This is a genomic window from Streptomyces alanosinicus (assembly GCF_014650595.1).
Taxonomy (GTDB): Bacteria; Actinomycetota; Actinomycetes; order Streptomycetales; family Streptomycetaceae; genus Streptomyces; species Streptomyces alanosinicus.
The window spans coordinates 167,145-194,035 of the sequence record NZ_BMVG01000013.1 but is presented as its reverse complement, the minus strand read 5'-3'; the positions used below and the strand labels follow the sequence as shown (position 1 = coordinate 194,035).

Below are 26,891 nucleotides of genomic sequence, written 5' to 3'. Positions count from 1 at the left end.
TAGGCGTCTCGGGGGATCGGGGGATCTGCATGGCCGTTGTTTCCATAGGCGCGGCCCGTACGAGGCTGACGTCCTTCCGTGACCTTCCGGACTCGAAGCGACCCAAGTCCGCCGCGCGTGCCCGGCGTCAGCGCTTCCGGGTCGTGAGGCGACGGGTCATGGCCGGGCTGCTGGCGCTGCTGTCGGCGTTCACCCTGTGGTTCACGATGGCCACGCCCTCGTACGCGATCGTGGACGACATCCTCGCCATGTGCGGGCCGATGGACGTGCCGATTCCGGAGAGCCGGGGGTCCGGCCTGGAGTCGTTCCTCGGCACCGACCAGGTGGACCAGCACATCAAGCCGTCCGAGCTGGCCACGTACATACCCAACGCCGACGAGTCGCCCTACAAGGGACCGAAGCCGTCCTTCCATCGCTACGGCATGGCGGGCCTGTCATGGACCGCCTTCGGCTGGAAGCCCGGCTGCTTCTCCATGAACCGGTGGGCCCTCTTCATACCTAACGCGATCTTCGAACTGTCGAAGATCTTCGCCCTGTTCACCATGGCGCTGATCGGCTGGTCCTTCGGCGACGACCCCTTCAGCTTCCTGCAAAAACCCATCGGCGACATCGCGCAAGCCATGTCGAACATCGCGACGCCCTTCCTGGGGCTGGTAGGCGCCCTCGGCGGTATCTACCTGGGATGGAAGAACATCGGGCCCAACGGCAGAGTCACGGCGGTCCTCAAGGGCTTCGGCTGGATGCTCCTGATCGCCGGACTCTTCTTCTGGTTCGCGGAGAATCCGACCCTGGCGGGCTCCAAGATCAACTCCATCGTCGGTGGCGTGACCGCGACCGGATACCAGTCCCTGGCGAAACTGCCGACCACGGGCGGTGCCGACACCTCGACGTGCAACGAGTCGTCGCAGGTCAAAGCGGCGACGTGTGTCCAGGACGCCCTGTGGGTGCCCCTGGTCTACGACCCATGGCTGTACGGGCAGGTGGGCAACGACGACACGGCTGCCACGAAGTGGGGCCCCGAGATGCTCAACGCGCAGTTCGTGGGCCTGCAGGCGGACGGCCAGGTCGACAAGGACGGGCGAGACGTCCTCACGGCCATCGTCAAATGGAACGGCAACAGCGACGAGGTCGGCGGCAGTTCCAAGTCCGGCAGCATGGCCTGGGACAAGCACTATGTGGACAAGGTGCCGTTCCTCAAGCTCTGGGGCAACGATCTCTGCCACGAGGACGATCAGAACAACTTCCGTATGTGCTACGGCGGCGAGGACAGCTCCAACTGGTCCTGGCTCCTCGGCGACGACACGCGGAACGTGAAGCCCGAGGACGAGAACACCATCAACATCGCGAGCGGCAACGACTTCACCGCCCGCACCTCCGCCGCGGCCATGAGCGTCATGGGCGGCATCGTCATCAACTCGTCGGTGTACTTCATCTGCGCCATGCTCCTGGCCGCCAAGCTGGGCGTGTTCACGCTCATGATCTTCGCGCCGTTCTACCTGCTCCTGGGCATCTTCCCAGGCCCGTCCAGAGTCGCCGCGATCAAACTCGGCGAGCTGTTCCTGATCAATGTGTTCAGACAGTGCGGCTGGGGCCTGGGACTGGTGATCGTCACCTATATGGACACCCTGATCCTCGCCCCGGGCGGGAACCAGGGATGGCTGCTGAAGATCCTCACCTGTGCGCTGATGACCGTGCTGCTCGGCGTCTATGCCAAGCCCGCGATGCGCGCCCTGTCCGGTATGGCGATGGGCAACAAGGACGCGGGCGACGCCATCGTCGGCGTCGGCTCGGACCTCGCCAAGCAGACCGCCCAGGTGGCCGGCATGGCCGGCCTCGCCGTCGCCACGGGCGGCGCCAGCATGATCGCCGGCGCAAAGGGTGCCTCCGCCGCGGCCGCCGCCAACGGCACGACCCTCACGGCGGGCGAGCGCTTCAAGGCGGCCGGCCAGGGTCTGCTCAAGAACTCCCCGAACCTCGGCCGGCGCACCCGGTCGGCGGCGGCCAAGCTGGGCAACGCCAAGGAAGCGGGCAAGTCGGGCTACGAGAGCAAGAGGAAGCGCGAGGAGGAAGAGGCCTCGACGACGCTCATCAACAACAGCGAGGCGGCCAAGGAGGGCCTGCGTCTGGAGCGCCTCAAGCGGGCGCACAAGCCCGCTCAGGACGCCGCGATGGCCGCGGTCAAGCACGAGCGGCAGGTCGGCAACTACGCGCGGGCGGACCAGCTGGAGCGCGAGTACTACGACTCGGTGTTCGACCGGCGCACGGGTGTCCGCCACCCGGACGACCCGCTGCACCCGGCGAATCTGCGGCGCAGTGCCACCGGCGGGATCGACGCGACGCGGCGGGTCAGGCCGATCGAGCGCGGTGAGTCCATGCTGCAGGGCAACAACATGAGCAAGGAGCAGGCCGCGGCGAACCTCGACAGCCTGCTGGCGATGTACGGCAACAACCCGGCCAACATCGACCGCTCCCATGCCGCCGGCGAGGTGCTGTGGCAACTGCAGGGCCAGATCAACTCGGGGAACCTCTACCTCGACGCCGAACGCCGGGACGCCGCCGTGGCAGTCGCCACCTATGGCGCCCCGGACCGGATCGATGCCGTGGGACAGCCGGCGAACGTCCAGGTCAATGTGAACCAGTTCATGCAAGTGGCGAATGAACTGCCGGTGACCCAGGTGATGGGCCAGGCGGCCACTGCCGACGGACGGATGCAACTCCTGCAGAAGGTGGACGCGCTGGCCGCCGAGATACCCGTGGCCACCGCGCTGAGCACGGCACTGAACGATCTGCGGCAGACGCTCGGACAGCGGGAGCCGGAGTCCAAGCAGCTCCAGCAGGCTCTGCAGAACGTCCAGCAGGCCGCGGGCCAGATTCCGTCGCAGACCACGCCGCCGACGGGCGGAGGCACACCGTGAGCCACCGGGGCAGGAAACTGGCGGCGTTCTTCGTCGCGCTGGTGATACTCGGGTTCGTCCTCAACAACATCTCCAGCCGGATGCGTAACAGCGCGGACGCGTCCGGCGGGGGTGCGGCCTCGCCGCCGCCGGCCCGGCCGATGGCCCCGCTCTACGTCCCCCGCCCGGCATCGCTGATCAGCGGGGGGTACGGCGGGGCCTTGGGCAGTGACGCGTCGCCCCAGCAGGTCGCGCAGGCGTTCGCCACGGTGTACATCACCTACGACCCCAAAAAGGGATCGGCCAAGTCCTTTGTCTCGGGCCTGCCCCGTGTGTCGCCCGATGCCGTCACCAGGTTGCAGAATCAGCTCCCCGACGACTGGAAGCGGTTCCTGTCGAAGATCGGCGGCGGTACCACCGTGGATTCCGTCAGCGACCCCGACCCGGCCGAGGAACGGAGCGGTGACGCGTCTGTCACCGTGACCCTGAAAGGCGAGTCCAACTCCGGTTCCGCGCGACTCGCCCTGGCCATGCATCAGGGGGACGACGGCTGGGTCGTCTCGTCGGCCAAGCTGAACGGCGAGTGAGAGGACCGTGCGGTGAAAGCTGGTGCGACCGGCAAGAAGACAAGCAAGGCGGCCGCCACCGGCAGGGCCGGTGCCAAGAGCAACAGGCCCGGTGCCAAGAGCACGACGGGTAAGGCGGGCAAAACGGGCCAGGCCGGTACGACGGGCCAGGCCGGTAAGGCTGGCAAGACCGGTAAGGCCGGTGGCCCGTCCAGGAGCCGCGCGAGCGGTTCCGCTCAGGGACGGCAGAAGGACGGACGCCCGCAACCGACCGCGCACTCGGGCTTCATGCAGCACGTGAAGGTGCTGTTCGCCTTCATGATCTGGATGACGCTGCTGCGCCAGCAGGCCTCGCTCATCGCGGTCTGGCAGCTGTACTACGCGCAGGCACTGGTGGCCGTCTTCGCGCTCGTCGTCGCCACTTTGGTGGTCATCTACATGTACCCGCCGCGCACCGCGCGCTGGCGGACCATCGCCTGGACCTTCCTGGCATCGTCGCTCACCGGTGCCCTGGCCTTCGCCGCCCTGGGCGGACGGTTCGGGTTGCTCGGCGCTCTGCTCGGCGGTGCTCTGGTCCTGTGGGCCCGAGCCGAGGAGAACGGTCGGCGCGTCGTGCGGCGATTGCGGCAGAAGCGCCGACCGTGAGGGACCCGTCAGGCCGGATGGCGGGACGCGATGTCCTTGCCCCGGGGGGTGTCGGGGTCCGGCAACTGCTCGGCCATGTCGATCAGTTGGTCGAGATTGAGCACCAGTCCCCGGTCGTCCACCTGCACCCGCTCGCGCAGCCACAGCAGACACGAGGTGCGGTACTCCTTGGGCCAGCCGCGGTTGATGCTGCGCCACACCGAGACCGAGCCCTCTTCCCAGGACACCGCGCCCGGCGGCTCGGGATCCGGCACCTTGGTCAGGGGCGGCGGGACGGCGGGCGGGGCGACCGGGGAGGGGGCGACCGGCGGTGCGACGGGAGGCTGTGGAGCCATCGGCGCGACCGGTGCGGGGGCGGCCACCGGATCCGTCGCGGCCGGGACCGACGCGGCGCTCTGGACCTCGGCGGGGGCCGGATTCATCGAGGACGGGGCCGTCCGGCCCTGTGCGCCGCGGACCTCGACGCTGGTGCGGTCACGCTCGCCCGAGTCGCTGATGTGGAGCACGCGCTGCGCCCCGGAACCGCCGACGGCCAGCAGGAGGCGTACACCATGGCCGATCAGCGGCTGTGCGCGGTCCAGGACGTCACGTGCCCGCGCGTGGACCAATTCCTCGGTGTGGAAGGTGTGTTCCTGCTCGGCGCCGTGCTCGCCGCCCGGAATGCGCACCACCAGACGAGCCCTCGTCCGTCCGCCGTCCAGATGCGCCTGTGTCAGTATCCCGGTGACCGCCGAGCAGGAGGAGAGGGCCTGTGCGAGGCGCGCGGTGGAGCCGCCCGGCGCGGACATCAGCCAGAGGTCGACGGCTGTCCGCTCGACCTGGGCGAGCCATGCGTCGTACGGCCGGTCGCCCGTCGGTCCGACCGCCGAAACAGCCAGGCCGACCCACGCCGTCATGTCCGCGCCGCCCGCATTGCTCATCTGTCCCCCTCAGACCTCGCTAGTGTCAATACACAGTGTACTGCCGGGGGGCCGTCCTCGCGTGGCAGGAATCACCGAACTCGAACCCGCCTTCGATCAGCTATATCTGTACGCCTGATACCTGTACGCCCGCCCACGCGGGAGGAGCCACGAGGGGACTCATGATGAGCGGTGCGGCCGGGGAGCCCGGCGCCGGCGGTACGGCGCCGCAGCTGACGATCGTCGTGTACCCGAACGGGGGCGCCAGCGTGGGCGGAGTACCCGTGACGGTGCCCGACGGCGCCGACCTCGCCGCCGTCCGTCACGCCGCGATCAGCACGGCCGTCGACCTGGCGGCCCAGCACGGCCGCCCTTTGCGGGCCCTCGCGCTGGAACCCGACGGCTCCGCCTGGCCGTTGGTCATCCATCCGGACGGCCGGGTCGAGGAGGACGAGGAATCGGACGGGGCCGCCCCGCCGAGTGGCACCCCGGGCGCGCCCCGCGCCGCGGGACGGGTGATACCGACCCTGAACCTGGCGGCCATCCCCCCCACGACACGGGGCCCGCGGACCCAGACCGTCATCCTGAACCAGCAGTGGTCCGAGGTGGTCGAGACCCCGCCCGCGCCCGAGCGCTTCAGGGAGCGGCTGGCCCGGATCGCGGAGGCGGGGGAGAGCGGCCGCACCGAGGCCGCCATGACGCTCGCCGCGGATCTGGAGCGTGAGGTCGTCCTGTTGTTCGGCCCCTCGCATCCGCACGCGCTCCAGGCCCGCGCGGTGTCCGCGCACATCAACACCCTGGCCCGGGACTGGGTTCGCGCGGCCGACAAGTACCTCGCCGTTGCCACGGCATGGGCCGACATGCCGGAGAGCCGGAGCGCACAGGTCCGCAGGAACGCCCTCAACGCCCACTACTGCTGGCGCAGGGTCGAGGACGCCGGTGAGGCCGAGCGCATCGGCGAGGCCGTCGTACGGATCTGGCTGAAGCTGCCGGGGGCCCTGGCCGAGGTGCGCGCGGCACGCCGGCACCGTGACCGGATCAGGAACGAGACGTCCTGACACGTCGGCCGGTGACCGCCTGGCCGGTGACCGCCCGACTGGTGGCCACCTGGTCGATGATCAATCGACGGCAGCCCAGTGAACGTTCCACTCATTTCCCGCCGCTGGCTGATTCTTTGATGCCCGCTCAGGATAAGTCTGTATCACAACGGTGATCTGCTGTGACCGTCAGACTGTCATTATGTCTTCCGGAACGGGAGTTGTGGCACGGGTGGCCGCAACTCAAGCGGCTGCTGTCGGGGGAGAGCCTGCTGTGGAACATGGAAACGCGATTCCGGGAAAGACCTGGGAAACACTGACGCTGGACGTCCGCAAGACCGATTGGTCCGTGCGCATAACCCATGCGCTGGATCCCGGCGGGGCGTCGCTGCTGCTGTCGCTGCCGAGCGGGCTGTTCGTGGCCCACGACCGGGAGATGTCACGGGCCGGAGCCGGCTCGGGGCGTACGGCGGTGAGCGACACGGACTTCCTTGTCGGTATGTGGGGATTCACCCGTGTCACCGGAGACGAACTGACCGAGATCGGGGACGTGGCCGTGCTCGGCGTCGGGGTGCGGGAGGGTGGACTGGCCGTGAGCCTGGCCGGCTACCCCTGGCTGCTGGCCGATGCCGGTACGGAGATACCCGCGGAATGGGCGGCGCCCGGGGCCGCGGCCTCCTGTCTTGTCGGAATCTGCTTCGACATCGACCTCGCCGTCGCGGAAGCGGACGATCTGTTCTGGTCACAACTTATCGAGGGTCAAGCGGTTTTGGGTCAGGCCAATGTCATGCTGCGGATGTGAAGGACCTGTGACCTGGTTGTACCGAATGTCATGGGGTAGTGTCTGTACACAGTGACGCTCGGTGTATCCGAGCGCCCGCCCGGATTCGTCGATCAATTGCGGGAGAGGCGATGAGCGCTTCGGAATTCCCTCGCCGGTCGTCTCGCCGGCGCATGGTGAGGGCGAAGGTGGCCATGACCCGCCGCCCCGACGGGGTGGACGAGGACGGCGCACTCCCGGGGGAGCTCGAACCCCTCCAGTGGACGCCTGATCGGGGCCCGATCACAGAGGAGGAGGCGCTCGGTGTGCTGCGCCGGCGCCGGCGCAACGAACTGAGCCAGGCCCCCAAGCGGCAGAACGCCAAGCGGCCCGAGATCCCGGCCGAGTTGCCGCCGGAGGGCGCGCGCAAGGTGCCGGTGGTCAACCGCTTCCCGGCGCGCTATCTGGCCATGGCCCACGCGCGGGCCGAGGTCGAGGAGACGAACCTCACGGCCATTCTTGAGGAGATGCTGGTGAAGTACGCGACGGGCAAGCCCACCCGTCCGCAGACCGTCAGCCGCAGACTGCTGTCCTTGTACACTCAGAAGGACTAGCCCACGTGATCGTTTGACAGTGCGGGGTACGGGCGTGCACTGAACGGGGGAGGGGAAGTACAGCGTGTCCGAGAACAGCGCCTATGGCGCGTCGTCGGCCGCGGACCAGGACGCAGACGAACTGCCTCCGAGCCACGCTCGTTCGCTTCCGGCGCCTTCCACCTCGACCTCCGGGCCGGCACCCGCCGCCCCGCAGCAGCCGGTCGCTCCGGCACCGGCCGTCCCGCAGCAGCCGGTCGCTCCTGCGCCGTCCGCCCCTCAGCAGCCTCCCGCTCCGGCACCGGCTGTTCCTTATCCGTCGGTCGCTCCCGCACCATCCTCACCGCCCGCGCCGGATCCGTACGGCGGCCCCTCGCCTGCCTCGCAGGCGACTCCGCCGGCGACCGGTTACCCGGACCCCGCGGCGCCCGTCCCGCTGCCCGACGGCGGTCCCTTCGCCGAGGCGCCGCGGCCGGTGCCGATGCCTGACGGCGCCGTGCCGCAGGCGCCCCCCGGGATGCCGCCGCCGGCCAACGCCCCCGCGAACCCGTATGTGAACGTCCCGCCGCACCCCCGGCAGAACCCGGCGATGGCGGCGGGGTTCGACGACGGCGGTGCGGGCCAGCGTCAGGGGTTCCTGCGTCGCATGGGCGGCGGGCGGCGCGTCTCCGGCCCCGAGCAGCTACGCCTCGTCAGGCTTCAGACACCGGTGCCGAGGCCCTATCGGATCAGCGTCACCAGCATCAAGGGTGGCGTCGGCAAGACGACGACGTCGGCCATGCTGGGACTGACGTTCGCCCGCTTCCGGGCCGACCGCACGGTGGCGGTCGACGCCAACCCGCACGCCGGCACGCTCGCCGACCGGCTGCTCGGCGAGCGGATCATGCCGACCGTACGCGACCTGGTCACCGCCGAACGGCGGCGCCATGCCGCCGACGGCCGTGGGCTGGCCGACCCGCACCAGATCCATCAGTACCTCGGCCGTGCCGACCGGCTGATGGTGGCCGCGAGCGAACAGAACCCGGACATCAGCGAGTCGTTCGATGAGGAGCAGTACCGGACCGCGCTGTCGATCCTCACCAGGGCCTTCGACATCGTCATCACCGACAGCGGTACCGGTATGAAGCACTCCGCGATGAAGGGGACGCTGGCCGCGTCCGACCGGCTCGTGGTCGTCGCCGCCCCGCGCTTCGACGCCGCGCGGCGTGCGGCCAAGACCCTGGACGAGGTGTACGCCCAGGGATACCCCCACCTTGTGCGCGATGCCGTGGTGGTGATCACCATGGACGCGCCCAAGGCCGTCGGGATCAATGTGAACACGCTGGTGGACTACTTCCAGCAGCTGTGCAACCACGTCGTCAGGATCCCCTACGACCAGCAGCTCTACATGGGCGGCACGATCCGCTACGACGACGTCTCACCGGCCACCCGAGGCGCCTATATGGACCTGGCGGCGATCCTCGCCGACGGGTTCGGCGCGGTGCCGCCCGGCAGCTGAGGGGCTGCGGGGCCACCGCGCCGTGGCGCCCGGGGTGGTCAAGGGCGGTCAGCCGGCGCCCATTCGCGCGTCGACCAGCCACTTGCCCTGATCTTTGACCAGTTCGAGGTTCATGGCGGACGCCGCCGAGTCACCGCCGTCGTCCCAACTCGTGTGCTCCATGTAGGTCACCTGCACCCACACCTTGGTGGGAGTGCGCGGAGCCTCCTCCGGAATCACGGTGCGGATGTTGTCGGCGCTGACCGTCACATGACGCTTCTTGGCCCCCCGGCAGGCCAGATCGCACCGGTCGCCGGTGCCGTCCCGGAGTTTCTTCACGAACGCCGCGGTGGCGTACGGGGCGATCCGGTCGAGATACGCGCGCGGACCGGAATCACTCCACTTCTGCTCGACGAACGCGCCGACATAGGCGGTGGCGACCGACTGCGGATTGTCGTAGCCCGTGGCCGAGGGGCTCGGGCTCGCCGTGGGCTTCCTCGACGCGGACGGCGACGCGGTGGGCCCGCCGGGGCCGGGCGCGGCGCTCACGGTGGGGCCGGAGGGCGAGGGGGTGCTCCGGTGGTGGTGGTCCGTACTGCAGCCGCCGAGCACAGCGGCGGCCAGCGCGGCCACACACAGGGCCGCCGTACGGCTCGGCCGGCCGGTCACTCGTCTCCCCCCGTGGCGGCGGAGGACTGGCTGGGAGTCGGAGACGCGCTGTTGCCAGAGTCCTTCAGCAGCCGGGTGCCGCCGATCCACTGGTCCATCCAGTACTTGTTGGTGCTGACGTGCTGCACGATCTCCACCTTCGCTCCGGTGTGCGGTGCATGGATCATCTCGTCATTACCGAGATACATACTGACGTGGTGGATGCCGCCCCTGGTGCCGTCGCTGGACCAGAACATCAGGTCCCCCGGTTTGAGGGCGCTGTAGCTCGCCACCCTGCTGCCAGCGATCCACTGGTCGTCGGTGTAGTGGCCCAGGGTGATCCCGACCTTCGCGTACGCGTAGAGGGTCAGCCCGGAGCAGTCGAAGCCCTTGGAGACGCCCGACGGGCAGTCCGAGGTGTAGGTCGGTCCGTCGGCATCGCCGCCGCCCCAGCAGTAGTCCACACCGAGCTGGGCCTTGGCCGCCGCGATGACCTTGCCGACATCCCCGCTGAGACCGATGTCCTTGCACTGGATGTTCTTGGCGCGGCCGACTATCTGCCCCGCCAGACCCTCCCACTTCTTGTAGGCGTCCGGGAAGGCCGAGCCCTGGACGGCCTGGGCGGCCGCCCCCTTGTCCATCTGCTGCCAGTTGTTCACGCCGAGCAGACCGCGAGGGTTGGGCGGGCTCGGGTGGTTGGGGCCGCCGTAGAACGCCATGGAGGAGTAGTTGGGGTCCATGATCTCCGCTGGGCTGCCCCACCCGGCCGAGGGGCGCTGCTGGAAGAGCCCGAGGCTGTCCCGGTCACCGTAGTGGATGTTGCGCAGACTGCTTTCCTGAAGGGCCGTCATGATGGCGATGACGAGGCCGTCGTCGGGCACCTTGGTCTTCTCGCCGACGTGGACGATGATCGCGGCGTTGCCCATCTGTTCGTCCGTCACCGTGTAAGTGCCCTGTCCGGGGACCTCGCCCGTCAGCTTCCCGCCACCGGGATCGCAGACGGTGCCGCCGGGCGCGCCGCCGCCGCCACCCCCGCCATCGTCATCGCTTCCGGTGATGGAGGTAAGGATGTTGGCGGCTCCCACGACCGCGCCCCCTGCGATGAACATGGCCCCGCAACCGCTGAAGAGGAACGCACAGACCGCGAGGATGGCTATCAAACTTTTCTTGTCCACTGCTCGGTGCGCCCCCCGTGTCTCAGCACCCTCGCCACTCGTGTGTCTATACCTTATGAGTAAGTGTCTATACTGCCAATCGTGTTGAGCCTCCGACGGTACTGACAGGGAAGGGACCGACCCGTGACCGAGCAGCCGCCTCCGGCTCCCTCCACCCATGCGCTGGCCGTCGTGATGCGGGATTACCTCTCGTACGGCGAGGCCGGCATGGAAGACCTCAAAGAGGCGGTGCACGCGGTCCGGCGCAAGCCGGTCATCAATGCGTTCTGCCAGCATGTGCGGCAGATCCTGCTGGGTGAGGCGCCCGTTCCCACCGAGGTGATCAACAAGGAGTTCCAGCGCCGCGCCGACGAGGAGACGGCACTCGGCGAGGGAACACCCGTCGAGGCGGTCTACTACGACGACCAGCAGGCCTACGAAGCTCTGGCCGACCTCTGGGAGTTCCTGGACCTGGACCCGGACGGCGAATCGGCAGGCGCCGTCGCCTCCGTCAAGTCCGCGGTGAAGCAGCGTCGTTCGCAACTGCTGTGGATCGAGGGCGATCCCGTGGAGGCGCTGCGGGCGTGGATGTCCTGGCCCTCACTGGCCCTGTTCGGCGCGGGCGTCGTTCTGTCCACGGCCAGTTGGACCGTCTCCCAGCACGTCGACGCCGGCTTCCTGCACGGCCTGCTGCTCCTTCTCGCTCTCGTCGGCTTCCTCATGGCGATGGTGGGCGGCGGCGCACTGTGGCTGCGCCGGGTCCGGTACGTCAATCCGGACGCCTTCCTGCCGACCCCGCGCAAGCCGAAGGACGAACGGCGCTGAGGCGGCTCAGGCCTCGGGAGCGACGTAACAGACCGCCTCGATGCTCCGGCCGGCTCCGTAGCGATGCGGCGCCCGGCCGATCTCGCGCCAGCCAAGACGCTCGTACAGCCGTATCGCGGCGCTGTCCTTGGTCATCACATCCAGGACCAGACGAAGCCCGTGCTCGCGCCCGTACCGCATGGCGGCTCGCACAAGGCGCTCACCGACGGCTTGCCTCCGGGCTTCCCTGACGACGAACAACCGCGCCAGAACACCGATTCGGTCTTCCCCGTCGCCGCTCTGCCGCATCCAGAGAGTGACCGCGTCCTCCCCACGAGAGCGCATCACGGCCACATGCCCGACGACAGCGACGTCGCGTTCTCCCACCCACGCGGCGGCCACGTCCACGGGGCGCAACCAGGCCTCAGGGTGATCCACCCCTTCGACCGGATACCCGTCAGTGCCGTGCACCTCGGTCAACGCGGCCGAGGCGCCGGCCAGATCGGTGTCTTCAAAGGGACGGATGATCACAGACTTCACGTGCGGCTCCTGACGGCCCGGCTGACACTTCGTACACGAGCAGTTCCTGGTCCTGTCAGCGGCCCGGCCGTGAAGCCGCGCTGAACTCCCCGTCACGGAGCGACGTGACGAACGTCGTCCATGCCGCTGTCGAGCAGATCAGAGGCGGCTGAAACAGATCCTTCGAATCACGGATGCGCGTCATCCCACGCCGGGGGGGAGTACGCAATTCCAGGCAGCTGTTGGTTTCGCCGCTGTGAGAACTCCTGTGCCAGCGATAGACGGAGTGCTCGGGGGGTGTGGCTATGACGGACGTCACTGTGCGTTCTCCGAAGTGTCGGGTGAATCGGGTGAAGGGTGAGCGGCAAGGGCCGCTCGCACGGCGCTCAGGATGGTACGGCAGCGTTCCGTGCGGGGGTGATCGGTTCCGAGGGTGCGGGGATGACGGTCACCGAAGATCTGCTCGGCGTCCTGGACGGTGCGGCGGGCCAGTGGTTCGGCCCGGTCCCACGCCTTGCGCCCCGCCACGGCCCAGGCGTGGGTGAGGCGGTTCACCACGGTGCGGGCGGATCCTCACCAAGCAGGGCCGCGGAACGTTCCAGGGTGGAGTGGGCGAGGTGTTCCGCCTCTTCCCAGCGGCCCTGCTCGCCGAGGGCGTCGGCGAGGCCGGCACACACGTCGAGGGTGTCGGGATGGTCGGGGCCCAGCAGGCGCTCGCGTCCAGCCAGGGCACGGCGCAGCAGTTGTTCGTCCTCCGCCCACCGCCCGAGTCCGTACAGGGCGATGCCCAGTGCGTGCGCGCTGTCCAGGGTGCGTGCGTCGTCCGGGCCCAGTTCGCGTTCACGGGCGGCGAGGACGCCACGGAGCAGCGTTTCGGCCTCGGCGAAGCGTCCGGCGCCGGTGTGTGCCCGGCCCAACTGGTAGGAATCATCCGCGGCTTCGGCGCTGTCGGCCCCGAACACCGCCCCGGAAAATGCTGCCGCGTGCGTGGCCAGTTCGAGAGTCGCGGTGATTTCCCCGCGGTCGTGGTGCAGCCCGCGCAGGCGGCGAACGAGCCCCAGGGCCTCCCGCGCGGCGTGCGGGCCGGCGGCATCGGCGCGGGCCCGACGCAGTACGGCGAGTGCGTGCGGCGCGATCAGGCGCAGGTCCTGGCTGCTCGGCCTGTCGGTGATTGCCCCGCCGAGCAGGGCGGTTGCGGAGAGCAGGAGATCTCCGAGGGCGCTGTCAGGTATCTGTCCCGCGACCGTGTCCAGGAGCAGTCCGTGGGTCTGCAGGCTCAGGACCGGGCGCTGCCCCCGGTCACCCGGTACGTCGATGAGGCTGACCAGAGAGGTGGAGATCAGGCCTTGGAGGGCGGCGTCCGCCCTGTCGCGGGTGAGTGAGGGATCGAGACGCGGCAGGGACGTGGCGTCCAGAGCGGCCGGAGCGAGCAGGGCCAGCGGAAGAGGCGCCGGCATGGGCGCGAAGCAGGCGAGCAGTCGTAGCAGCGTGAGGGCTTCCGGCACGTCCTGCCGGGCCAGAACGTCCAGGGACAGCTGCCAGGTAGTGCTGAACCGGGTGTGCCGCGGCGTAGTACGCATCTGCGCGTCTACTTGGAGCGCAGTGACGACTGCCCTCCGCCGGGCGAGCCGGTGGCGCACTCCCTGGATCCCGTACGCCTACAGACTGCTGTGGAGCAGGCGGCCGAAAATCTCGGACTCGGAGCCGCCTATCACCTCCCGCGAGGAGCGGGCCGTCCAGGAGTACTGGAGTCCCCTCCGAGACCGCGCGCGGTCAGAGCGTCTGAAGCTCCGTGATGACCTGCTGGCCCATGCGCCGCGCGGCTTCCAGCCGGCGGTCCTCCGGGCGTGCGCAACCTCTTCGTCCCGGATGGGGTTCGGTTGCTGATCTCGGCAGTGCGGATCGCGTTTGTACTGGTCAGGAGCATGGTCTTGGTCGGTCTCGCGTGGCGTGGGAGGGGGTTCGGGAATGTGTCGGCTCCCGAATGGCTTCCAGAACGGCCACTGGAAGCACCGTCATGAGGTGGCGCTGCACCGCGGTCATGTGGCGGTTGCCGTCGCTGCCACTGGCACCCCCCGGTCACGAGAGCAGACGGCAAGGATGGCTATCAGGAATCTCTTGCCGTTGCTCGGTGTGCCCCCGTTGGTAGCACCCGCATGGGAAGCTGAAGTGTCTATACCCTACGATTGAGTGTCTATACTGCCAATTGGCTTGGCTGTCCGCGACGTTGCCAGGCGCCGAGACGGCAAGACTGGGGGGAGGGGCTCCGTGACCGAACAGACGCTCCTCGTGCCTTCCATGCACGCCCTCGCCGGCATCATGCGCGACTACCCCCCCTGCGGGGAGAGCGGCATGGCCGACCTCAAGGAGTCGGTCCACGCGGTCCGGCGCAAGTCCGTCATCAACGCCTTCTGCCGGCTGCGGAGACGAATCCTCAAGTACCTGGAGCTCACGCCCGCCGGGCAGCCCGAGGGCCTTGCGGCTCGGCACAAGTCGGCGTTGCGCAACCGCTGTTCGCAGATGTTCAGGGTCGATGGTGGTCGCTTCCAGGCTCTGAAGACCTGGATGTCATGGCATCAACTCACCCTGTTTCTAGCAGAAACGGTTCTCTATGCGGTGAGCTGGGCCGTGTACCGGCACGTCGACGCGACGCTCGTACGCGAAGTCATGCTGCTGCTGACCACCGTCGGCTTCGTCATGGCGAGTATCGATGGCGGCGCCCTGTGGCCGCGACGGGTGCGATACGTCAACCCGGACGGCTTCCCGTCACGGGCGTCGATGCCCGAGGAAGGGCGCCGCTGAGACGAGCAGCACCGCTCATGGCGCCGGGGACGGTGAGCGCCCCTCCTCACCAGCGGTTCGGGTGAGGCCTATTGAAGAATCAAGCACAACGAGGAGAAAACGCGTGAGTCAAGGAAGTGGCCTGCTCGACGCCTCGCCCGTCGATGACGCGGTGCAGTCGTCCGAGCAGCGGACCAGGCCGCCCGGTGTCTGGGCCGATCCGGAAGCCCACCTCATTGCCGCCGTCGAACACCCGTGGTACCGGACCCTGACCGCTGCCAACGCCGCTGTCCTGGCCACCACCAACGCGTTCTACCAGGCGCGCAACATGTCCCCGGTGCTCATGCCGATCACCGTCAGCTCCGTGTCAAGTCCGATGGGGCTCGGCAGCGACAGCCTGCCGGTACAGATCGACCTCCTGGGCGACCGCACCTACCTCGCCGACTCGATGCAGTTCCAGCTGGAGTTCATGCTGCGGCACGGCCTCGACGGCGCGTACTACGTCATGCCGACCTTCCGCGGGGAGGCGGCAGACAAGACGCACCTCAACCAGTTCTTCCATTCCGAGGCGGAGATCCTCGGCGGGCTGGAGGAGGTGATGAGCCTGGTCGAGGCGTACATGCGGGCTCTCACCGAGGGCCTGCTCGACGGAACGGTCGGAACCCAGCTGGAGCGCTGCGTCGGCACCACCGTCCACCTCGAAGATCTCCTCAAGCGAGAGGAGTTCCCGCGCATCAGTTATGACGAGGCGGAGGACATCCTCGGCTCGGACTGCTTCACGCTGAAGGCGCCTGGCGCCCCGGCGATCACCCGGCGCGGCGAGCAGGCCCTCATCGAGCGCTTCGGTGGTGCCGTGTGGCTGACTTTCCCGCCGTCCCGCACGGTGCCGTTCTACCAGCGGGTCGACGAGCGGGGCAGGGCGCACAGCGCCGACCTGCTCCTCGGCATCGGCGAGGTGGCCGGCTGCGGCGCACGGCACATCACCGGCGAGGAGACCCGCAGGGCGCTCGCCGATCACCTCGTTGCGGAGTCCGACTACGCCTGGTACGTCCGGATGAAGGACAACTACCCTCTGGAGACGGCGGGGTTCGGCCTCGGTCTCGAGCGGTTCCTGCTCTGGGTCCTGAAGCACGACGACATCCGGGACCTCCACGTGATGCCGCGCATCGCGGGCACACCCTCCTGGGTCTGATCCTCAGTCGGTGTCCGGCCGACTGGTGAGCCAGTGGCGGAGGATCTGGTCGGTCGTCTCGTCCGGGTCGCGCGTCGCGTCCAGGACCACGACGTCCGGCCGGTCCTCCGCCATCTCCAGCATCAGCTCCCGAACCCGACGGAGCAGGTTCAGGGACTCGTCGGTCCGCTGCCGCTTCCCAGCGCGTTCCGTGAGCCGTCGCACCGCCGTCTCGGCGGGAAGGTCCAGCAGGTAGGTGCGGTGCGGCCGGGGATAGAGCGACTGGGCTCGGCGCACCCACTCCGACAGGCCGTCGTACACGACGGCGGAGGCGTGGTACGACAGCGGCCCGCGGTCCCACACGACGGTGACGCCGGCATCGAGCAGGGGCGGGAACCTTGTTTTGGTGAAGTATGCGACGTCGCAGGCAAAGACCCACTCGCGCAGCTCAACGGGGATCGTCGGGTGATAGGCGTACGGGTCCCCGGTCAGCTGCTCGGAGAGCGTGTTGACTGTACGAGCGCCGAACGCCTCGACCACCATCGGCTCGGCGCGGACGCCGGCCTCCGACAGCGCTGCAGCGAGCCGCGTCACCTGAGTGGTCTTGCCCGACCCGTCGATCCCCTCGATGGAGAGAAGCAGCGGATGCGACATGTCAGAACTCCTACCAGGCCAGGGCGACGGCCTCCGCGGCCATCTTCGGCAGTGTCTGCGCGTTGCGACGCAGGGCGGGCAGATCGCTCGGCGTGTAGTACGCCGACAGCAGACCGATGGCGGCCAACTCCAGTGCCACGGCGGTCATCACTGCCGGCAGCAGAGGGCGCGCCGCCGTCGCCGCAGCCTTGTCCGCTTCTCGGTATCCGGCCAGGACGGCCGCGACCGCGGCGTGATCGAAGCCAGCGGGCACCGCTCCGTAAGCCGAGCTGAGACCGCGGTAGTTCACCCAGCCGAAGCGCACCAGAGCTTCGCCCAGGTCGTGAGCCCGGTCGTCGAGGCAGGCATTGTCGAAGTCCACGATCCCGACGATCGATTCGACGCTCCCCGAGATCTCCCCGAAGATCAGGTTGAAGGGGTTGAAGTCACCATGGACCGGCAACGCCTCAGCTCCGTAACCAGCGGCGTACGCCTCGGTCCGGGATCGGTCGACAGTGGCCAGCGCGAGACGGCGGAAGTCGTCGATCTCCTTGCGTACCGGCTCGGGATGCTCTGCGCTGTCCTCAAGCAGACCCACCAGGCTCTCCGCCGTGGAGAACACGTCCCGCATCACGGGCAGGCCGTTCATCCGCGTCTGCCGTGCGTGCGTATGCAGCCCGGCCAGCGCGCGGCCGGCCGCCTGTGCCTCGCCGTCGCCGCCGGTCCAGCTCCGGCCCGCCACGTACGGTTGGAGGGTAAAGATAGAGCCGGTCCGCCGGTCATGGAAGAAACGCCGGCTCGAGGTCGTCGCCAACGGACGGGCCACTGGGGCGCCCAGGTCGTGCAGACGGGACAGGAGCTCGGTCTGGAACTCCGCGAACTCCACCGACGAGCAATACCAGGGGAGTTCCTTCAGGAACAGCACGCCTTGGTCGGACTCGATAAACACCTTGCGCGCGGTCTCCGTACGCCGGCGCAAGTCGATGATCGACTTGTTGAGCGAGAAGAACGGCAGCACCAGCAGTGACGTCAGGCCGTACGCGTTCTGTACCCTGGCGAGCTGGTCGTCGGAGATCACACCGATCGATGTGTCGAGAGGCTTTGCGTCCGTGCTCATCCTTCTTGCTGCACCTCTGTGTGTATGCGCCGGGCAACCTCGTGAACACCGTGGCGGAACTCGGCGACGGCCGGTTCGTCCGTGAGTACCAGCGGAATCGACGCCCCGAGGACCGCTGGTTCCGGCGCGAACGGCACGCGCGCGAGCAGGTCGAGATCGTCCAGCGTGCCGTCGTCGGCGGGCGCGAACAGCCGGGAGGGCCGACCGCAGAACTCACAGCAGAAGTGGCTCATGTTCTCCACGTATCCGAGGACCGGGAGGCTCAGCTGCTCCAGTAGCCGACGGCCGCGGGCCAGGTCCTGGGTGGACAGCACATGAGGCGTGGTCACCAGGGCGATCCGCATGGGCAGTCGGGTGAACACCTGGCGATGCAGTTCGTCGAAACCGGGCGGCATGTCCACGATGACGTGGTCATAGGCCTGCCACGCGTCGTGGAAGAGCATCTGCGTCAGTGCGCCCTCGAGGTACTTGCCGCTGAGCAGCCCTGCCTCGTGGGGGCGGACGAAGAAACCCAGCCCGGCGACGTCGACCCCGCCGTACCGGCCGGGACGCACGCGGAAGTCCACCATGGTCGGTGGCCGCCCAGCGAGTCCCGCCACCAGGTTCTGGACGTTCGGTCCGGACAGGTCCAGGTCCACCAGACCGACGGAGGCACCCGACTCGTTGAGCGCGTATGCGGTGTTGACGGCGATCGTGGACTTGCCGACGCCGCCCTTCGTGCCGTACACGGCGGTGAACCGGGTCATCGTTCGGGCCAGTGGTGGTGGGCCCGCACGGCTTCGTCGGTGCCGGCGGGGAAGGCGGCGACGACCGCGTCGTCCCGGACGAAGGATATGTCCGGCAGCGGGTAGACGAAGTGCTCCTTCATGACGCCCGCGTAGGCGCCGGCGTTGAGCACTCCGACCAGGTCGCCCTGCTGGAGAGGCCCGCAGTCGTTCTCACAGATCACGCTGCCCAGCCGGTCGACGAAGCGCACCGGACTCCGGGCCTCGCCCTCGGCGAGCGAGTTCAGTCGCTCCACCCGGAACCGGTGGCCGGGCGCGGGTATCAGGTAGTTCGTCGTTGCGTCCAGGATGGCGACCAGCACGTCGCCGCTGGTCCGCACGTCCACCACTCGGCTGATCAGGGACTCGGCGTCGGCGACCAGGAACCGGCCGAGCTCGACGATCGTGTCGCAGTCGAGATCCGCGTCGATCCGGTCGGCGAGAGCCCGGAACGCTTCTGTGGCGGTCTCGTCGTTCACCTCCATCCGGCTGGCCAGCCCTCCGCCCACGTCGATGTGGTCGAGAGCGACCGCAGGATGCCCGGACAGCTGGGTCAGCGCGGGTATCAGCTGGTCCAGGGCGCCGAGATGAGCGCTTCCGTCAAGCCGGTTGGCGAAGTGGTGGAAGCTGACACCGCCGATGACGAGGCCGGATCCGCTGAGCAGATCCGCGACGGCAGGCAGTTCTGTGACGGGCAGTCCAAGGACGCCGTACTTGCCGGGGATGTCGTTCTCGTCCGGCGCGGGAGCATGGACTCGGAAGCCGATGCGGCCGGGTGGGCCGCCTGCGCGTCGGGCCTGGAGAAGGCCGTGCAGCTCAGCGAGCGACTCCAGATTGACCATGACGCCGGCGTCAACCGCGGTGGTCAGCTCCGCACCGTCACGGCCCACACCGTTGTAGACGATGGCGGAGGGGGCGAACCCCGCGGTCCTGGACAGCGACAGCTCCAGTTCGGAGAAGACGCTGATACCCGCTCCTGCCGTGCGCACGGAGTCGAGGATGGGCCGGTGGTAGGAGGCCTTCACGGCGTAAGTGACCCGTATGCGCGGGTGTGCCTTCCGGACCAGGTCCACCCCGCCCGCGATCCGGTCCAGGTCGACCAGCGCCGCGGGCGTGCCCGTCGACGGCGTTGCTATTCGCCGTAGTTGCCGCAGTGCCCGAGCTGCCGGTCCCACCATGTCCGACGGTAGCTCAGTCGTTGACAGGAACAAGCTGGTACCCCTCAGGCCCGTCCTGCACGGTGAAGCCGGCTGCCAGGATCTCGTCGCGCAGCTTGTCGGATTCCGCGAATTGCTTCGCCGACCGAAGTTCCCAGCGCTCCTGGGCCAGCTGCCGCACGGCGTCGGGGATCTCGGTGGACTCCTCCGACGCGGACTCGAGGTCCAGTCCCAGCACCTCGTCGAAGGCCAGGATCAGACTCAGCTTGCTGGCGTCGTCGACTTCCGGGTCCCGGACGAGCTGCCACAGCTCGGCGACGGCGCGGGGCATGTTGAGGTCGTCCGCCAGGGCATCGACGAAGCGCTTGAGGTACGGGCTGTCGGGAGTGTCCGGCAGGGCGGCTTCGACACCGACCGCCTTCTTCAGACCGGCGACCCGGTGCCGCAGCCGCCGCAGGGCGTTCGCTGCCTGCTCCAGCGCGGTGGGCGAGAACGACAGCGGGCTGCGGTAGTGGCTCAGTAGGGCGAGGTAACGGAATTCGAGCGGGTCGAAGCCTTCGTCGACGAGCGTGTCGAGAGTGATCTTGTTGCCCTCGGACTTGCCCATCCTCTGCTCGCCCTCAAGAGTGAGGAAGGCGCCGTGCATCCACCAACGGGAGAACGGGACTCCGGTCGCCGTCTCGCTCTGTGCGATCTCGTTGGTGTGGTGGATCGGAATGTGGTCGATGCCCCCGAGGTGCAGGTCGAGTGTCTCGCCCAGGTATTCCATCGCCATCGCCGAGCACTCGATGTGCCAGCCGGGGAAGCCGACACCCCAGGGTGACGGCCATTCCATGTCGCGCTTGGGCGCGTCCGGCGCGGAGAACTTCCACAGGGAGAAGTCGGTGGCGTGCCGCTTCTCACCCATGGCCACGCGCTCGCCGGCGCGCAGGTGCTCACGGGTGTCGTTCGGGGTGAGCTTGCCGTAGTCGGGCACGAACGAGGTGTCGAAGTACATCCCGTCGTCGGTCCGGTAGACGACGCCCTTCTCCTCCAGCCGCTGGATCAGCGCGATCTGCTGGGGGATGTGCTGAGTGGCCCGCAGCACCAGGTCCATCGGCAGGATGTTCAGGCGTTCGGCGTCCGAGAGGAAGATGTTCGTGTACTTCTCTGCGACCTCCCACGCGGTGGCCCGCTCGGCGGCGGCTGCCTTCGCCATCTTGTCGTCACCGCTGTCCGCGTCACTGGTCAGGTGGCCCACATCGGTGATGTTCATGGCCGCCCGGACGGAGTAGCCCGCGAATCGCAGCACGCGGCGGACGATGTCGGCGAACAGATAGGTCCGCATGTTGCCGATGTGCGGGGCACTGTAGACGGTGGGCCCGCACACGTACATCCGGACGATGTCGCCCTCGGCAGGGGTGAAGTGCGTGATGGTACGTGACAGCGTGCTGTACAGCGCAAGGCGCTGCCGCAGCTGGTTGCTTGCCGATGGGTTGGTCACGGATATCAATCCCTGGCCAGGAGCGGTGCGGAGTGGCTGGTGAAAAGTTCGACTTCGTCCCGCGCCAACCGCTTCTGCAGAAGCATGATGGAGAAGCCGGCGTAGCTGAGGTTCTCGTTGAACAGACGCATGAAGTAACCCATCCGGTCCCGGATCTGCGTCTGTGTGTTGGGGTCGAGGGCCGCCAGGTGCTCCTTCGCCATCAGGGTGTCGCAGTATTTCTCGACGCCCTGGTCCTCGATGAGGTCGTAGACGAAGTCGGATTCGTAGTAGAGCTCGAGGTCGGGCGCCTTTTCGTAGAATGCACGCCAGTCGCCCTTGCTCATCACGTCGAGCGGGGTTCCGATCGCCTCGGATACCTTGTCGACGATGTCCGTCGGCGGCTGCTGCCGGTAGTAGATCGGTACGGCGATCACCGTGCCGCCGACCTTGACCACTCGGGCCACTTCGCCGAGCATCCGGTCCTTGTCGGGCACGAACGACACCACGTTGCTGACCCAGACCGCGTCGAAGGACGCGTCCTCGATGTCGAGCCCGCGGCCGTCCTGGACCTGGAACTGGACGCGGTCGGAGATTCCGTGCAGCGCGGCGTACTTCTCCGCCTCGGCGACCGAGTTCGGGTTGATGTCGATGCCGACCACCGAAGCCCCGGTGAGCAGCGACAGGTTGACCGACGTGAATCCGGTGTTGCTGCCGATCTCCAGGACACGGCTGCCGGGCCCGATCCGGGCCTGCACCATGACCTCCTGAACCGTCCGCACACCTCCCGACGGCCGGTTCCGCTCGCGCACCAGGCCGACGAAGCGTGAGTAATCCATGTCGGACAGAGGTCCGATGACGGGCGCGGACGCCTCGACCACGGCGGTGAACTCCTTTACTGAGGAACCTCACAGGATGGGCTGCGAGGCCATCCCGGCCCCCGCCCGTATTCGGCCGACTCTACGTCAGCAACACCCGTACGTGCCAACCAGATGGGATCGACTGGCCCAAGATCCGCGGACCGCCGGACCGCCTCGTGCGGCGTGGTGCTGCGCCACAGATCATCATGGGATCGAGGCCCGGCAACGACAGTGGTCGGGAGCGGAGGCGGCGGGAGTAGAGCCGGACCGGAGAGGGAAACCTCAGCGGGCGCGGGCTTGGGTCCCGGGCCCAGGGCGGCCGTCTTGATACCGTAGCCGGAGACAGCCTCCGCATCGGCTGGATCACGGCCGGGGCCAGACGTCACAGAGCGGCAGAGAAAGGGCATGTGCGAGGCATGAGCGATGTCGAAATATCGTGGGTGCGCGGCGACGATATCCTTGGTAATCCGCCGTGGGACGAGTTCGTCGGCAGGGCCGGGTCGATTTTCCAGGACAGTGGGTTTCTGCTGACGTGGTGGCGTGACAGCGCAGCGAAGAATCCGTCGTCGGAGTTTCTCGCGGCCACTTTCACGGACAGCGGTGAAATCATCGGTGTCTGTGCCTTCGAGCTGAACAACGGCACTCTCTCCTTCGCCGGCGGACACGACGTCGTCGACTACATGGGCCCGGTCGCGGCCGAGGGCCGGGAGGAGGCCGTGGCCGACGCGGTGGCCCGGCTGGTCTTCGACGAGCTGCGGTGGGAGCGTGCGCACCTGGCCGGTCTGCCGTCCGGCGGGCCCTTGACCCAAGCTCTGACCGACGCTTTCCGCCGACGGGCGCCGCACACTGCCGTTGAGGTGTACGACCAGGCGCCCCGCATCACCTCCGCGCCGGATGGCTACCTCGGGCTGCTGAACTCCAAGCGGCGAGGAGAGATGCTCCGTAAGCGCAAGCGCCTGGTCGACGAGATCGGGCCGGTGGAGGTGACCGCTTCCACGCCGGACACCTGGTCCGGGGCGCTGGAGCAGCTGCTCGCCTGGAAGGCGGCGGCAACACCGGCGATGCGCGACTTCGTGACGGAGTACGGCGATTTCGTCCGCGGCCTGCTCACGGAACTCGCTCCCAGGAACGCCGCGCACGTCATGGAACTACGTACGCGGGACCGTGCCGTGGCCTCCGCGATCGTGCTGACGCATCGTCGGACGCGGTACCTCTACAACATGTCGTACGACATGGCGACGGTCAGTGCCTCCAGCACCGGGTTGGCGCCGGGCGTCGTGCTCGTCTCCCATTTGGCCGAGAACACCCTCGGGGAGGGACTGGTCTTCGACTTCCTCAAGGGCGCACAGGACTACAAGGTCCGCCTCGGCGGTGTCCCGGAGGACCTCGTCGCGCTGCTCGTCAACTCCTGAGGGTTGCGGGCCAGTACCGCCGGCTCGTCGAGGCGCAGCATCGCCCGGCCGGTGTCCAGGGTGGCCGTGACGCCGATCGGCAGCGTCATGATCGGAACGGTGTGGCCGAAGTCGACGTCGATGAGAGCGGGGAGGCCGTACTCGGCGGCCAGGTCCCGCAGGCACCGGTCCAGCTCGCCCGGCCGGTCGACGTATGGGGTACGGCCGAACAGCAGGCCCGTGGCGGTATCGAAGAGTCCGGCTTCGGCGAGCGTGCCCAGTTCCCGCCGGATCGCAGCCACCTCGGACTCGTTCGTCTCGAGAAAAACCAGGCAACCGTCCGTCCGTGGTCGGTACGGCGTGCCGAGCAGGCCCACGACCGTGCCGAGGTGACCGCCGAGCAGGCGTCCGCGCGCGGTGCCGGGCGTCAGGGCACGCCACGGACCCGCGGCGGTGCGGGACCGCGGACGGTGATCCTCTATCTCCCAGATTGGCGACTCGGCCGAGGTCGCGGCCGGCGCGCGCAGTTCACGGGGGCCGCCCGGGCGCCACGCGGCGAGCAGGCTGGTCGCCGTGTACGGGTCGATGCCGTCGGCGTCGCCCATCGACGGGACGGCGGTGGGGCCATGGAACGTGACCATGCCCGTACGGACATGCACGGCCAGCAGCAGGGAGGTGATGTCGCTGAAGCCGCAGAGCGGTTTGCGGGAGTCCCGCAGCAACTCGAAGTCCAAGTGGGGAATCAGCTCGGCCGAGCGGAGGCCGCCGGTCGTACACAGGATCGCTGAGATTTCCTCGTTCCTGCAGCACCAGGCGATGTCCTCCGCGAGGGCCTCGGCCGCGGGCCGGTCGCCATCGTCCCACCACGCGTGCGGCGCGGGGACGGGCCGGAGACCGAGACCGCTCAGCGCGCGCAGGGCACGTGCCGTGCGGCGTGGATAGCGACTCACCGAACTGGACGGTGTGACAAGGCCGATGGCCGAGCCCGGCACCGGCGCGTACGGCTTCACCAGCATGGCGGAGGGATCCATCGGCGCACCATACCCTCGTTGCCATCAGGGTGATCAATTGATACGGTTTTTTCGGCGCCAGGGTGACTGGTCGTCGGATTTCGGTGAAGTGGCCGAGAGGCGAGGCAACGGCCTGCAAAGCCGTGTACACGGGTTCGAATCCCGTCTTCACCTTCCTTTTCTCCCGTCAGAAACGGTTCGTGATCGACTCTCGTGAAGGTTGGCGGATTGAATCACCAGCATGACGGAACGCGCGGCAAGTCGGTCGATCATGGGAAGCCTCGCATGAGCCGGACCCTGTCCATCCGCTTCGCGGCTCAAGAGATCAACGTCACGATCCATGCCGATGCCGAGCAGGCCGTCGCGCCCGTGCTCGACTTCGTGCAGCCGCACTTCTCGGTCGATCCCGTCGACCCAGCCGCGGCGCACGGCCTCCCTCTGCGGATCTCCCCCCTGAGCACCTGGACGCGCCCGTCCGGCGAACCACGCCGGACGATGGTCCGCAAGGGTCGGTCGGCCGACACGCATCTGTGGGGCGACCGCTGGCAGGTCGGGGACCGGACCGTAATCGAGATCCCGTCGAGCCGGACGGTCTTCGACCTCGCCACCGACGGGTCCGAGCTGCACGTCCACGTCAGCGACACTTCGCGCTACCACCTCTCCGACTTCCTGCGCGAGGCTATGTGGGAGCTGGCGGCGGTCGCCGGCGGAACGTTCATCCACGCGGCAGCGGTTGCCAACGGCTGCGCCGCGATCGCTCTGGTCGGCGACAAGGGAGCCGGTAAGACCACGACCGCGCTCGACCTCGTGCACGGCGGAGCCGACTTCTATTCCGGCGACATCTTGTACTCGAACGACGGCGCCGGCCAGGTGTACAGCTTCCCCGACTATCCGGGGGTGTGCTGGGGCACGATCCGCGCCAACCCGGAACTCCTGGAAGCCGCCGAGGAACTGGGCCACGTGCAGTCACCGAACGACGGCGACAAGGTCCTGCTGCCGCACGACATCTACTGGACCGCCCTCGGCGTCCGGAAGGCCGCGCCGCCGCTCCCGTTGGGTGCGATCATCGTCGCCCATGTCTCGGCCGCCGGCCCGGCCCGAATAGAGCCGGTCGCGCCGCGGTGGGATCTGCTGGAGGCGCTGGAGCGCGGGCGCAGCGATGCGGGGGAGGGCTGGGAGCCGTTCCTCGACGAGGCGGGCCGCCGGTACGCCCGCCCCGCCGCCCCGCCGTCCGCCGCCCCGGTACGTCCGGACGTGCCGTGGTACACCCGGCTCGGCCAGGGGCGCCCCTCGCTGGAGGAGATCGCCCGGTTCCTCGACAAGATCGCTCCGAACATTCGTGAGACGCCCGATGGCCGGTCTTGAGCCGTACTGGAATGAGCTGCTGGACGCGGTCCGGGACGACGGCACCGGCAACTGGCTGAACGTCCTCGCCGCGACAGGCTTTCAGATCCATCCCCACGCAAAGGGGCTGGAATTCGAGATCAAGTACACCCCGCGGTCCGCAGCCGTTGGCGAGCTGGGCGACTATGCGCGGATGCTGCTCGCGTCGGAGGACCTTCCGCAGGGCGTGATCTCTCCGCAGTGGCTCGTCTTCGGAGCCAGCACAGTGGAGTACTGGCTGCTGGACGGAACGGAGTGGAGCAAGCGGCGAAAGTCGGGCGGCACCGACGTACTGAAACGGAAGGCACACCAGGTCTTCCGCGACCCGTCGACCGGCACGCCGCTCGTCCAGTCGACTGAGGACTTCGTCACCGACCCAGAGCGGATCACGGTCGTCCTGGAAGACGTTGGTGGCAGCGCCGGAGTGGTGCACAAGGCCCGAGCCAAGGGCCACTATGTCGATCTCGCCACCGGAATCGTCTTCAACCTCGTCGAGTCCCGCTGCCGGGTCGGCGACGCGGAGCAGATCCAGCTGGAGCTCGAGTACGGCGCCCACGTGTACCACGCGACACAGGAGCCGGCCATGGAGTCCACGCCGGCCGAGCTGAGGGCCCAACTGTGGAACCTGCATCGCCTGTTGAATCCTCGCTTCGACAAGGCGGGCCTCGACACCACCGTCGAACTCAAACGCGACTTCGTCCAGACCGCCTCCGCCAAGCAGACCTGACGCCTGCGCCGCTTCCTGTTCCTGCTCATCGGACGACCCCGCCCCGTCACACGTTCCTGCGAACCTGCGCACAGTCCGGGTGACCAGCGTCGGTCCCGCGCTGCGTCGACGCGATCCGGACGGCGGTGCCAGGCCAGGAACCCAGTGAGCGAGGTGGGCCACGAGCGGGCGCAGTACCCCGCCGACCTGGTCCGACTGGTGCTCCGTACCCTCGTGCAGGTGATGTTGGGCGGCCAGCGTCCGCCGGCGCCTTATGCACACGGATACGGCCAAGACTGTTTCCGAAGCGCTGCTGCCGCTCCCCGATATCCGTCTGACCGGGCTCCGGCTTCGCATGAAGGAGCAGGAGCGTCGATGACACCTGTCACACCTGCGCCGTCCTCGACGTCCACCCCCGGATCGCGATGCAGATCCTCCGTCACTCCGAGATCGCCGTGAC

Annotated in this window: 27 protein-coding genes and 1 tRNA gene; 14 read left to right on the top strand and 14 right to left on the bottom strand. The window is 68.3% G+C overall.

Translation table 11 applies throughout. The features are described 5' to 3' along the window. Positions 1 to 158: 158 nt before the first annotated feature. Genes IE277_RS25700 through IE277_RS25690 form a run of 3 tightly spaced genes read left to right on the top strand, consistent with a single transcriptional unit; the run spans position 159 to position 4,105 of the window. Positions 159 to 2,915: an MlaD/PqiB family protein gene (locus tag IE277_RS25700; RefSeq protein WP_189956055.1), complete on the top strand. Its 2,757-nt coding sequence runs from the start codon at positions 159 to 161 to the stop codon at positions 2,913 to 2,915. Then, positions 2,912 to 3,481 (top strand): hypothetical protein, encoded by a 570-nt coding sequence (locus IE277_RS25695; RefSeq protein WP_189956054.1) that lies wholly within the window; start codon positions 2,912 to 2,914, stop codon positions 3,479 to 3,481. The genes IE277_RS25700 and IE277_RS25695 overlap by 4 nt, the downstream gene beginning before the upstream one ends. 12 nt (positions 3,482 to 3,493) lie before the next feature. Further along, the gene (locus IE277_RS25690) at positions 3,494 to 4,105 is read left to right on the top strand and encodes a hypothetical protein (protein ID WP_189956053.1); all 612 of its coding nucleotides are present in this window, start codon (positions 3,494 to 3,496) and stop codon (positions 4,103 to 4,105) included. 8 nt (positions 4,106 to 4,113) lie between these two features. Here the strand turns inward: IE277_RS25690 and IE277_RS25685 are convergent, their stop codons facing one another. Then, complete coding sequence (locus tag IE277_RS25685; protein ID WP_189956052.1) at positions 4,114 to 5,025, bottom strand: hypothetical protein; 912 nt, start codon at positions 5,023 to 5,025, stop codon at positions 4,114 to 4,116. A 161-nt stretch (positions 5,026 to 5,186) separates the two neighbouring features. Between IE277_RS25685 and IE277_RS25680 the strand changes: the two genes are divergently transcribed. The 4 genes from IE277_RS25680 to IE277_RS25665 all read left to right on the top strand — a co-directional run bounded on the left by IE277_RS25680 (position 5,187) and on the right by IE277_RS25665 (position 8,892). Continuing rightward, on the top strand, positions 5,187 to 6,062 hold the full coding sequence (locus IE277_RS25680) for a hypothetical protein (protein WP_189956051.1): 876 nt from the start codon (positions 5,187 to 5,189) through the stop codon (positions 6,060 to 6,062). Between the two features lie 181 nt (positions 6,063 to 6,243). Beyond that, a complete protein-coding gene (locus IE277_RS25675; RefSeq protein WP_189956050.1) occupies positions 6,244 to 6,843 on the top strand; it encodes a hypothetical protein in 600 nt (199 codons plus the stop codon). 173 nt (positions 6,844 to 7,016) lie between these two features. Then, positions 7,017 to 7,415, top strand: a complete 399-nt coding sequence (locus tag IE277_RS25670; RefSeq protein ID WP_189956049.1) for a hypothetical protein — start codon at positions 7,017 to 7,019, stop codon at positions 7,413 to 7,415. A gap of 460 nt (positions 7,416 to 7,875) precedes the next feature. After that, positions 7,876 to 8,892 carry a MinD/ParA family ATP-binding protein gene (locus IE277_RS25665; protein WP_229881958.1) on the top strand — a complete coding sequence of 339 codons (1,017 nt, stop codon included), beginning with the start codon at positions 7,876 to 7,878 and terminating at the stop codon, positions 8,890 to 8,892. 48 nt (positions 8,893 to 8,940) lie between these two features. Here IE277_RS25665 and IE277_RS25660 read toward each other — a convergent pair whose 3' ends face one another. Then, the gene (locus IE277_RS25660; RefSeq protein WP_189956047.1) at positions 8,941 to 9,540 is read right to left on the bottom strand and encodes a hypothetical protein; all 600 of its coding nucleotides are present in this window, start codon (positions 9,538 to 9,540) and stop codon (positions 8,941 to 8,943) included. After that, on the bottom strand, positions 9,537 to 10,628 hold the full coding sequence (locus IE277_RS25655) for a C40 family peptidase (protein WP_189956046.1): 1,092 nt from the start codon (positions 10,626 to 10,628) through the stop codon (positions 9,537 to 9,539). Before IE277_RS25655 ends, IE277_RS25660 begins: the two co-directional genes overlap by 4 nt. Positions 10,629 to 10,817: 189 nt before the next feature. On the opposite strand from IE277_RS25655, the gene IE277_RS25650 reads away from it, so the two are divergent. After that, a complete protein-coding gene (locus IE277_RS25650) occupies positions 10,818 to 11,498 on the top strand; it encodes a hypothetical protein (protein WP_189956045.1) in 681 nt (226 codons plus the stop codon). Positions 11,499 to 11,504: 6 nt separating this feature from the next. Here the strand turns inward: IE277_RS25650 and IE277_RS25645 are convergent, their stop codons facing one another. The 4 genes from IE277_RS25645 to IE277_RS25630 are packed head-to-tail and all read right to left on the bottom strand — an operon-like array spanning position 11,505 to position 13,576. Continuing rightward, complete coding sequence (locus tag IE277_RS25645) at positions 11,505 to 12,017, bottom strand: GNAT family N-acetyltransferase (protein WP_189956044.1); 513 nt, start codon at positions 12,015 to 12,017, stop codon at positions 11,505 to 11,507. Between the two features lie 55 nt (positions 12,018 to 12,072). Next, complete coding sequence (locus tag IE277_RS25640) at positions 12,073 to 12,315, bottom strand: DUF397 domain-containing protein (RefSeq protein ID WP_189956043.1); 243 nt, start codon at positions 12,313 to 12,315, stop codon at positions 12,073 to 12,075. Beyond that, positions 12,312 to 12,554: a hypothetical protein gene (locus IE277_RS25635; protein WP_189956042.1), complete on the bottom strand. Its 243-nt coding sequence runs from the start codon at positions 12,552 to 12,554 to the stop codon at positions 12,312 to 12,314. The genes IE277_RS25640 and IE277_RS25635 overlap by 4 nt, the downstream gene beginning before the upstream one ends. Beyond that, entirely contained in the window at positions 12,548 to 13,576 is a 1,029-nt protein-coding gene (locus IE277_RS25630; protein ID WP_189956041.1) for a tetratricopeptide repeat protein, read from the bottom strand. Before IE277_RS25630 ends, IE277_RS25635 begins: the two co-directional genes overlap by 7 nt. Before the next feature lie 688 nt (positions 13,577 to 14,264). Between IE277_RS25630 and IE277_RS25625 the strand changes: the two genes are divergently transcribed. Beyond that, a complete protein-coding gene (locus tag IE277_RS25625) occupies positions 14,265 to 14,798 on the top strand; it encodes a hypothetical protein (protein ID WP_189956040.1) in 534 nt (177 codons plus the stop codon). Between the two features lie 103 nt (positions 14,799 to 14,901). Then, positions 14,902 to 15,969 (top strand): asparagine synthetase A, encoded by a 1,068-nt coding sequence (locus IE277_RS25620; RefSeq protein WP_189956039.1) that lies wholly within the window; start codon positions 14,902 to 14,904, stop codon positions 15,967 to 15,969. 3 nt (positions 15,970 to 15,972) lie between these two features. Here the strand turns inward: IE277_RS25620 and IE277_RS25615 are convergent, their stop codons facing one another. From IE277_RS25615 to IE277_RS25590, 6 genes are read right to left on the bottom strand one after another with little or no spacing between them, the layout of a single operon-like run. Then, positions 15,973 to 16,602, bottom strand: a complete 630-nt coding sequence (locus tag IE277_RS25615) for a dTMP kinase (RefSeq protein WP_189956038.1) — start codon at positions 16,600 to 16,602, stop codon at positions 15,973 to 15,975. 10 nt (positions 16,603 to 16,612) lie between these two features. After that, positions 16,613 to 17,698, bottom strand: coding sequence for a phosphotransferase enzyme family protein (locus IE277_RS25610; RefSeq protein WP_189956037.1), 1,086 nt, complete (start codon positions 17,696 to 17,698; stop codon positions 16,613 to 16,615). Beyond that, positions 17,695 to 18,444, bottom strand: a complete 750-nt coding sequence (locus IE277_RS25605) for a P-loop NTPase (RefSeq protein WP_189956036.1) — start codon at positions 18,442 to 18,444, stop codon at positions 17,695 to 17,697. The genes IE277_RS25610 and IE277_RS25605 overlap by 4 nt, the downstream gene beginning before the upstream one ends. After that, positions 18,441 to 19,640 carry a diaminopimelate decarboxylase family protein gene (locus tag IE277_RS25600; RefSeq protein ID WP_189956035.1) on the bottom strand — a complete coding sequence of 400 codons (1,200 nt, stop codon included), beginning with the start codon at positions 19,638 to 19,640 and terminating at the stop codon, positions 18,441 to 18,443. Before IE277_RS25600 ends, IE277_RS25605 begins: the two co-directional genes overlap by 4 nt. A 13-nt stretch (positions 19,641 to 19,653) precedes the next feature. Beyond that, entirely contained in the window at positions 19,654 to 21,102 is a 1,449-nt protein-coding gene (gene cysS, locus IE277_RS25595; protein ID WP_229881954.1) for a cysteine--tRNA ligase, read from the bottom strand. 5 nt (positions 21,103 to 21,107) lie between these two features. Further along, positions 21,108 to 21,962, bottom strand: a complete 855-nt coding sequence (locus IE277_RS25590) for a class I SAM-dependent methyltransferase (RefSeq protein ID WP_189956034.1) — start codon at positions 21,960 to 21,962, stop codon at positions 21,108 to 21,110. 395 nt (positions 21,963 to 22,357) lie between these two features. Between IE277_RS25590 and IE277_RS25585 the strand changes: the two genes are divergently transcribed. After that, a complete protein-coding gene (locus IE277_RS25585) occupies positions 22,358 to 23,353 on the top strand; it encodes a GNAT family N-acetyltransferase (protein WP_189956033.1) in 996 nt (331 codons plus the stop codon). Here IE277_RS25585 and IE277_RS25580 read toward each other — a convergent pair. Continuing rightward, complete coding sequence (locus IE277_RS25580; protein ID WP_189956032.1) at positions 23,293 to 24,363, bottom strand: S66 family peptidase; 1,071 nt, start codon at positions 24,361 to 24,363, stop codon at positions 23,293 to 23,295. The two genes, IE277_RS25585 and IE277_RS25580, sit on opposite strands and share 61 nt — an antisense overlap. Before the next feature lie 82 nt (positions 24,364 to 24,445). Here IE277_RS25580 and IE277_RS25575 point away from each other — a divergent pair. From IE277_RS25575 to IE277_RS25565, 3 genes are all read left to right on the top strand, one after another. After that, positions 24,446 to 24,516, top strand: a tRNA-Cys gene (locus tag IE277_RS25575). A 111-nt stretch (positions 24,517 to 24,627) separates the two neighbouring features. Next, a complete protein-coding gene (locus IE277_RS25570) occupies positions 24,628 to 25,707 on the top strand; it encodes a hypothetical protein (RefSeq protein WP_189956031.1) in 1,080 nt (359 codons plus the stop codon). Beyond that, positions 25,694 to 26,452, top strand: coding sequence for a hypothetical protein (locus tag IE277_RS25565; protein WP_189956030.1), 759 nt, complete (start codon positions 25,694 to 25,696; stop codon positions 26,450 to 26,452). Before IE277_RS25570 ends, IE277_RS25565 begins: the two co-directional genes overlap by 14 nt. The last annotated feature ends 439 nt before the right edge of the window (positions 26,453 to 26,891 follow it).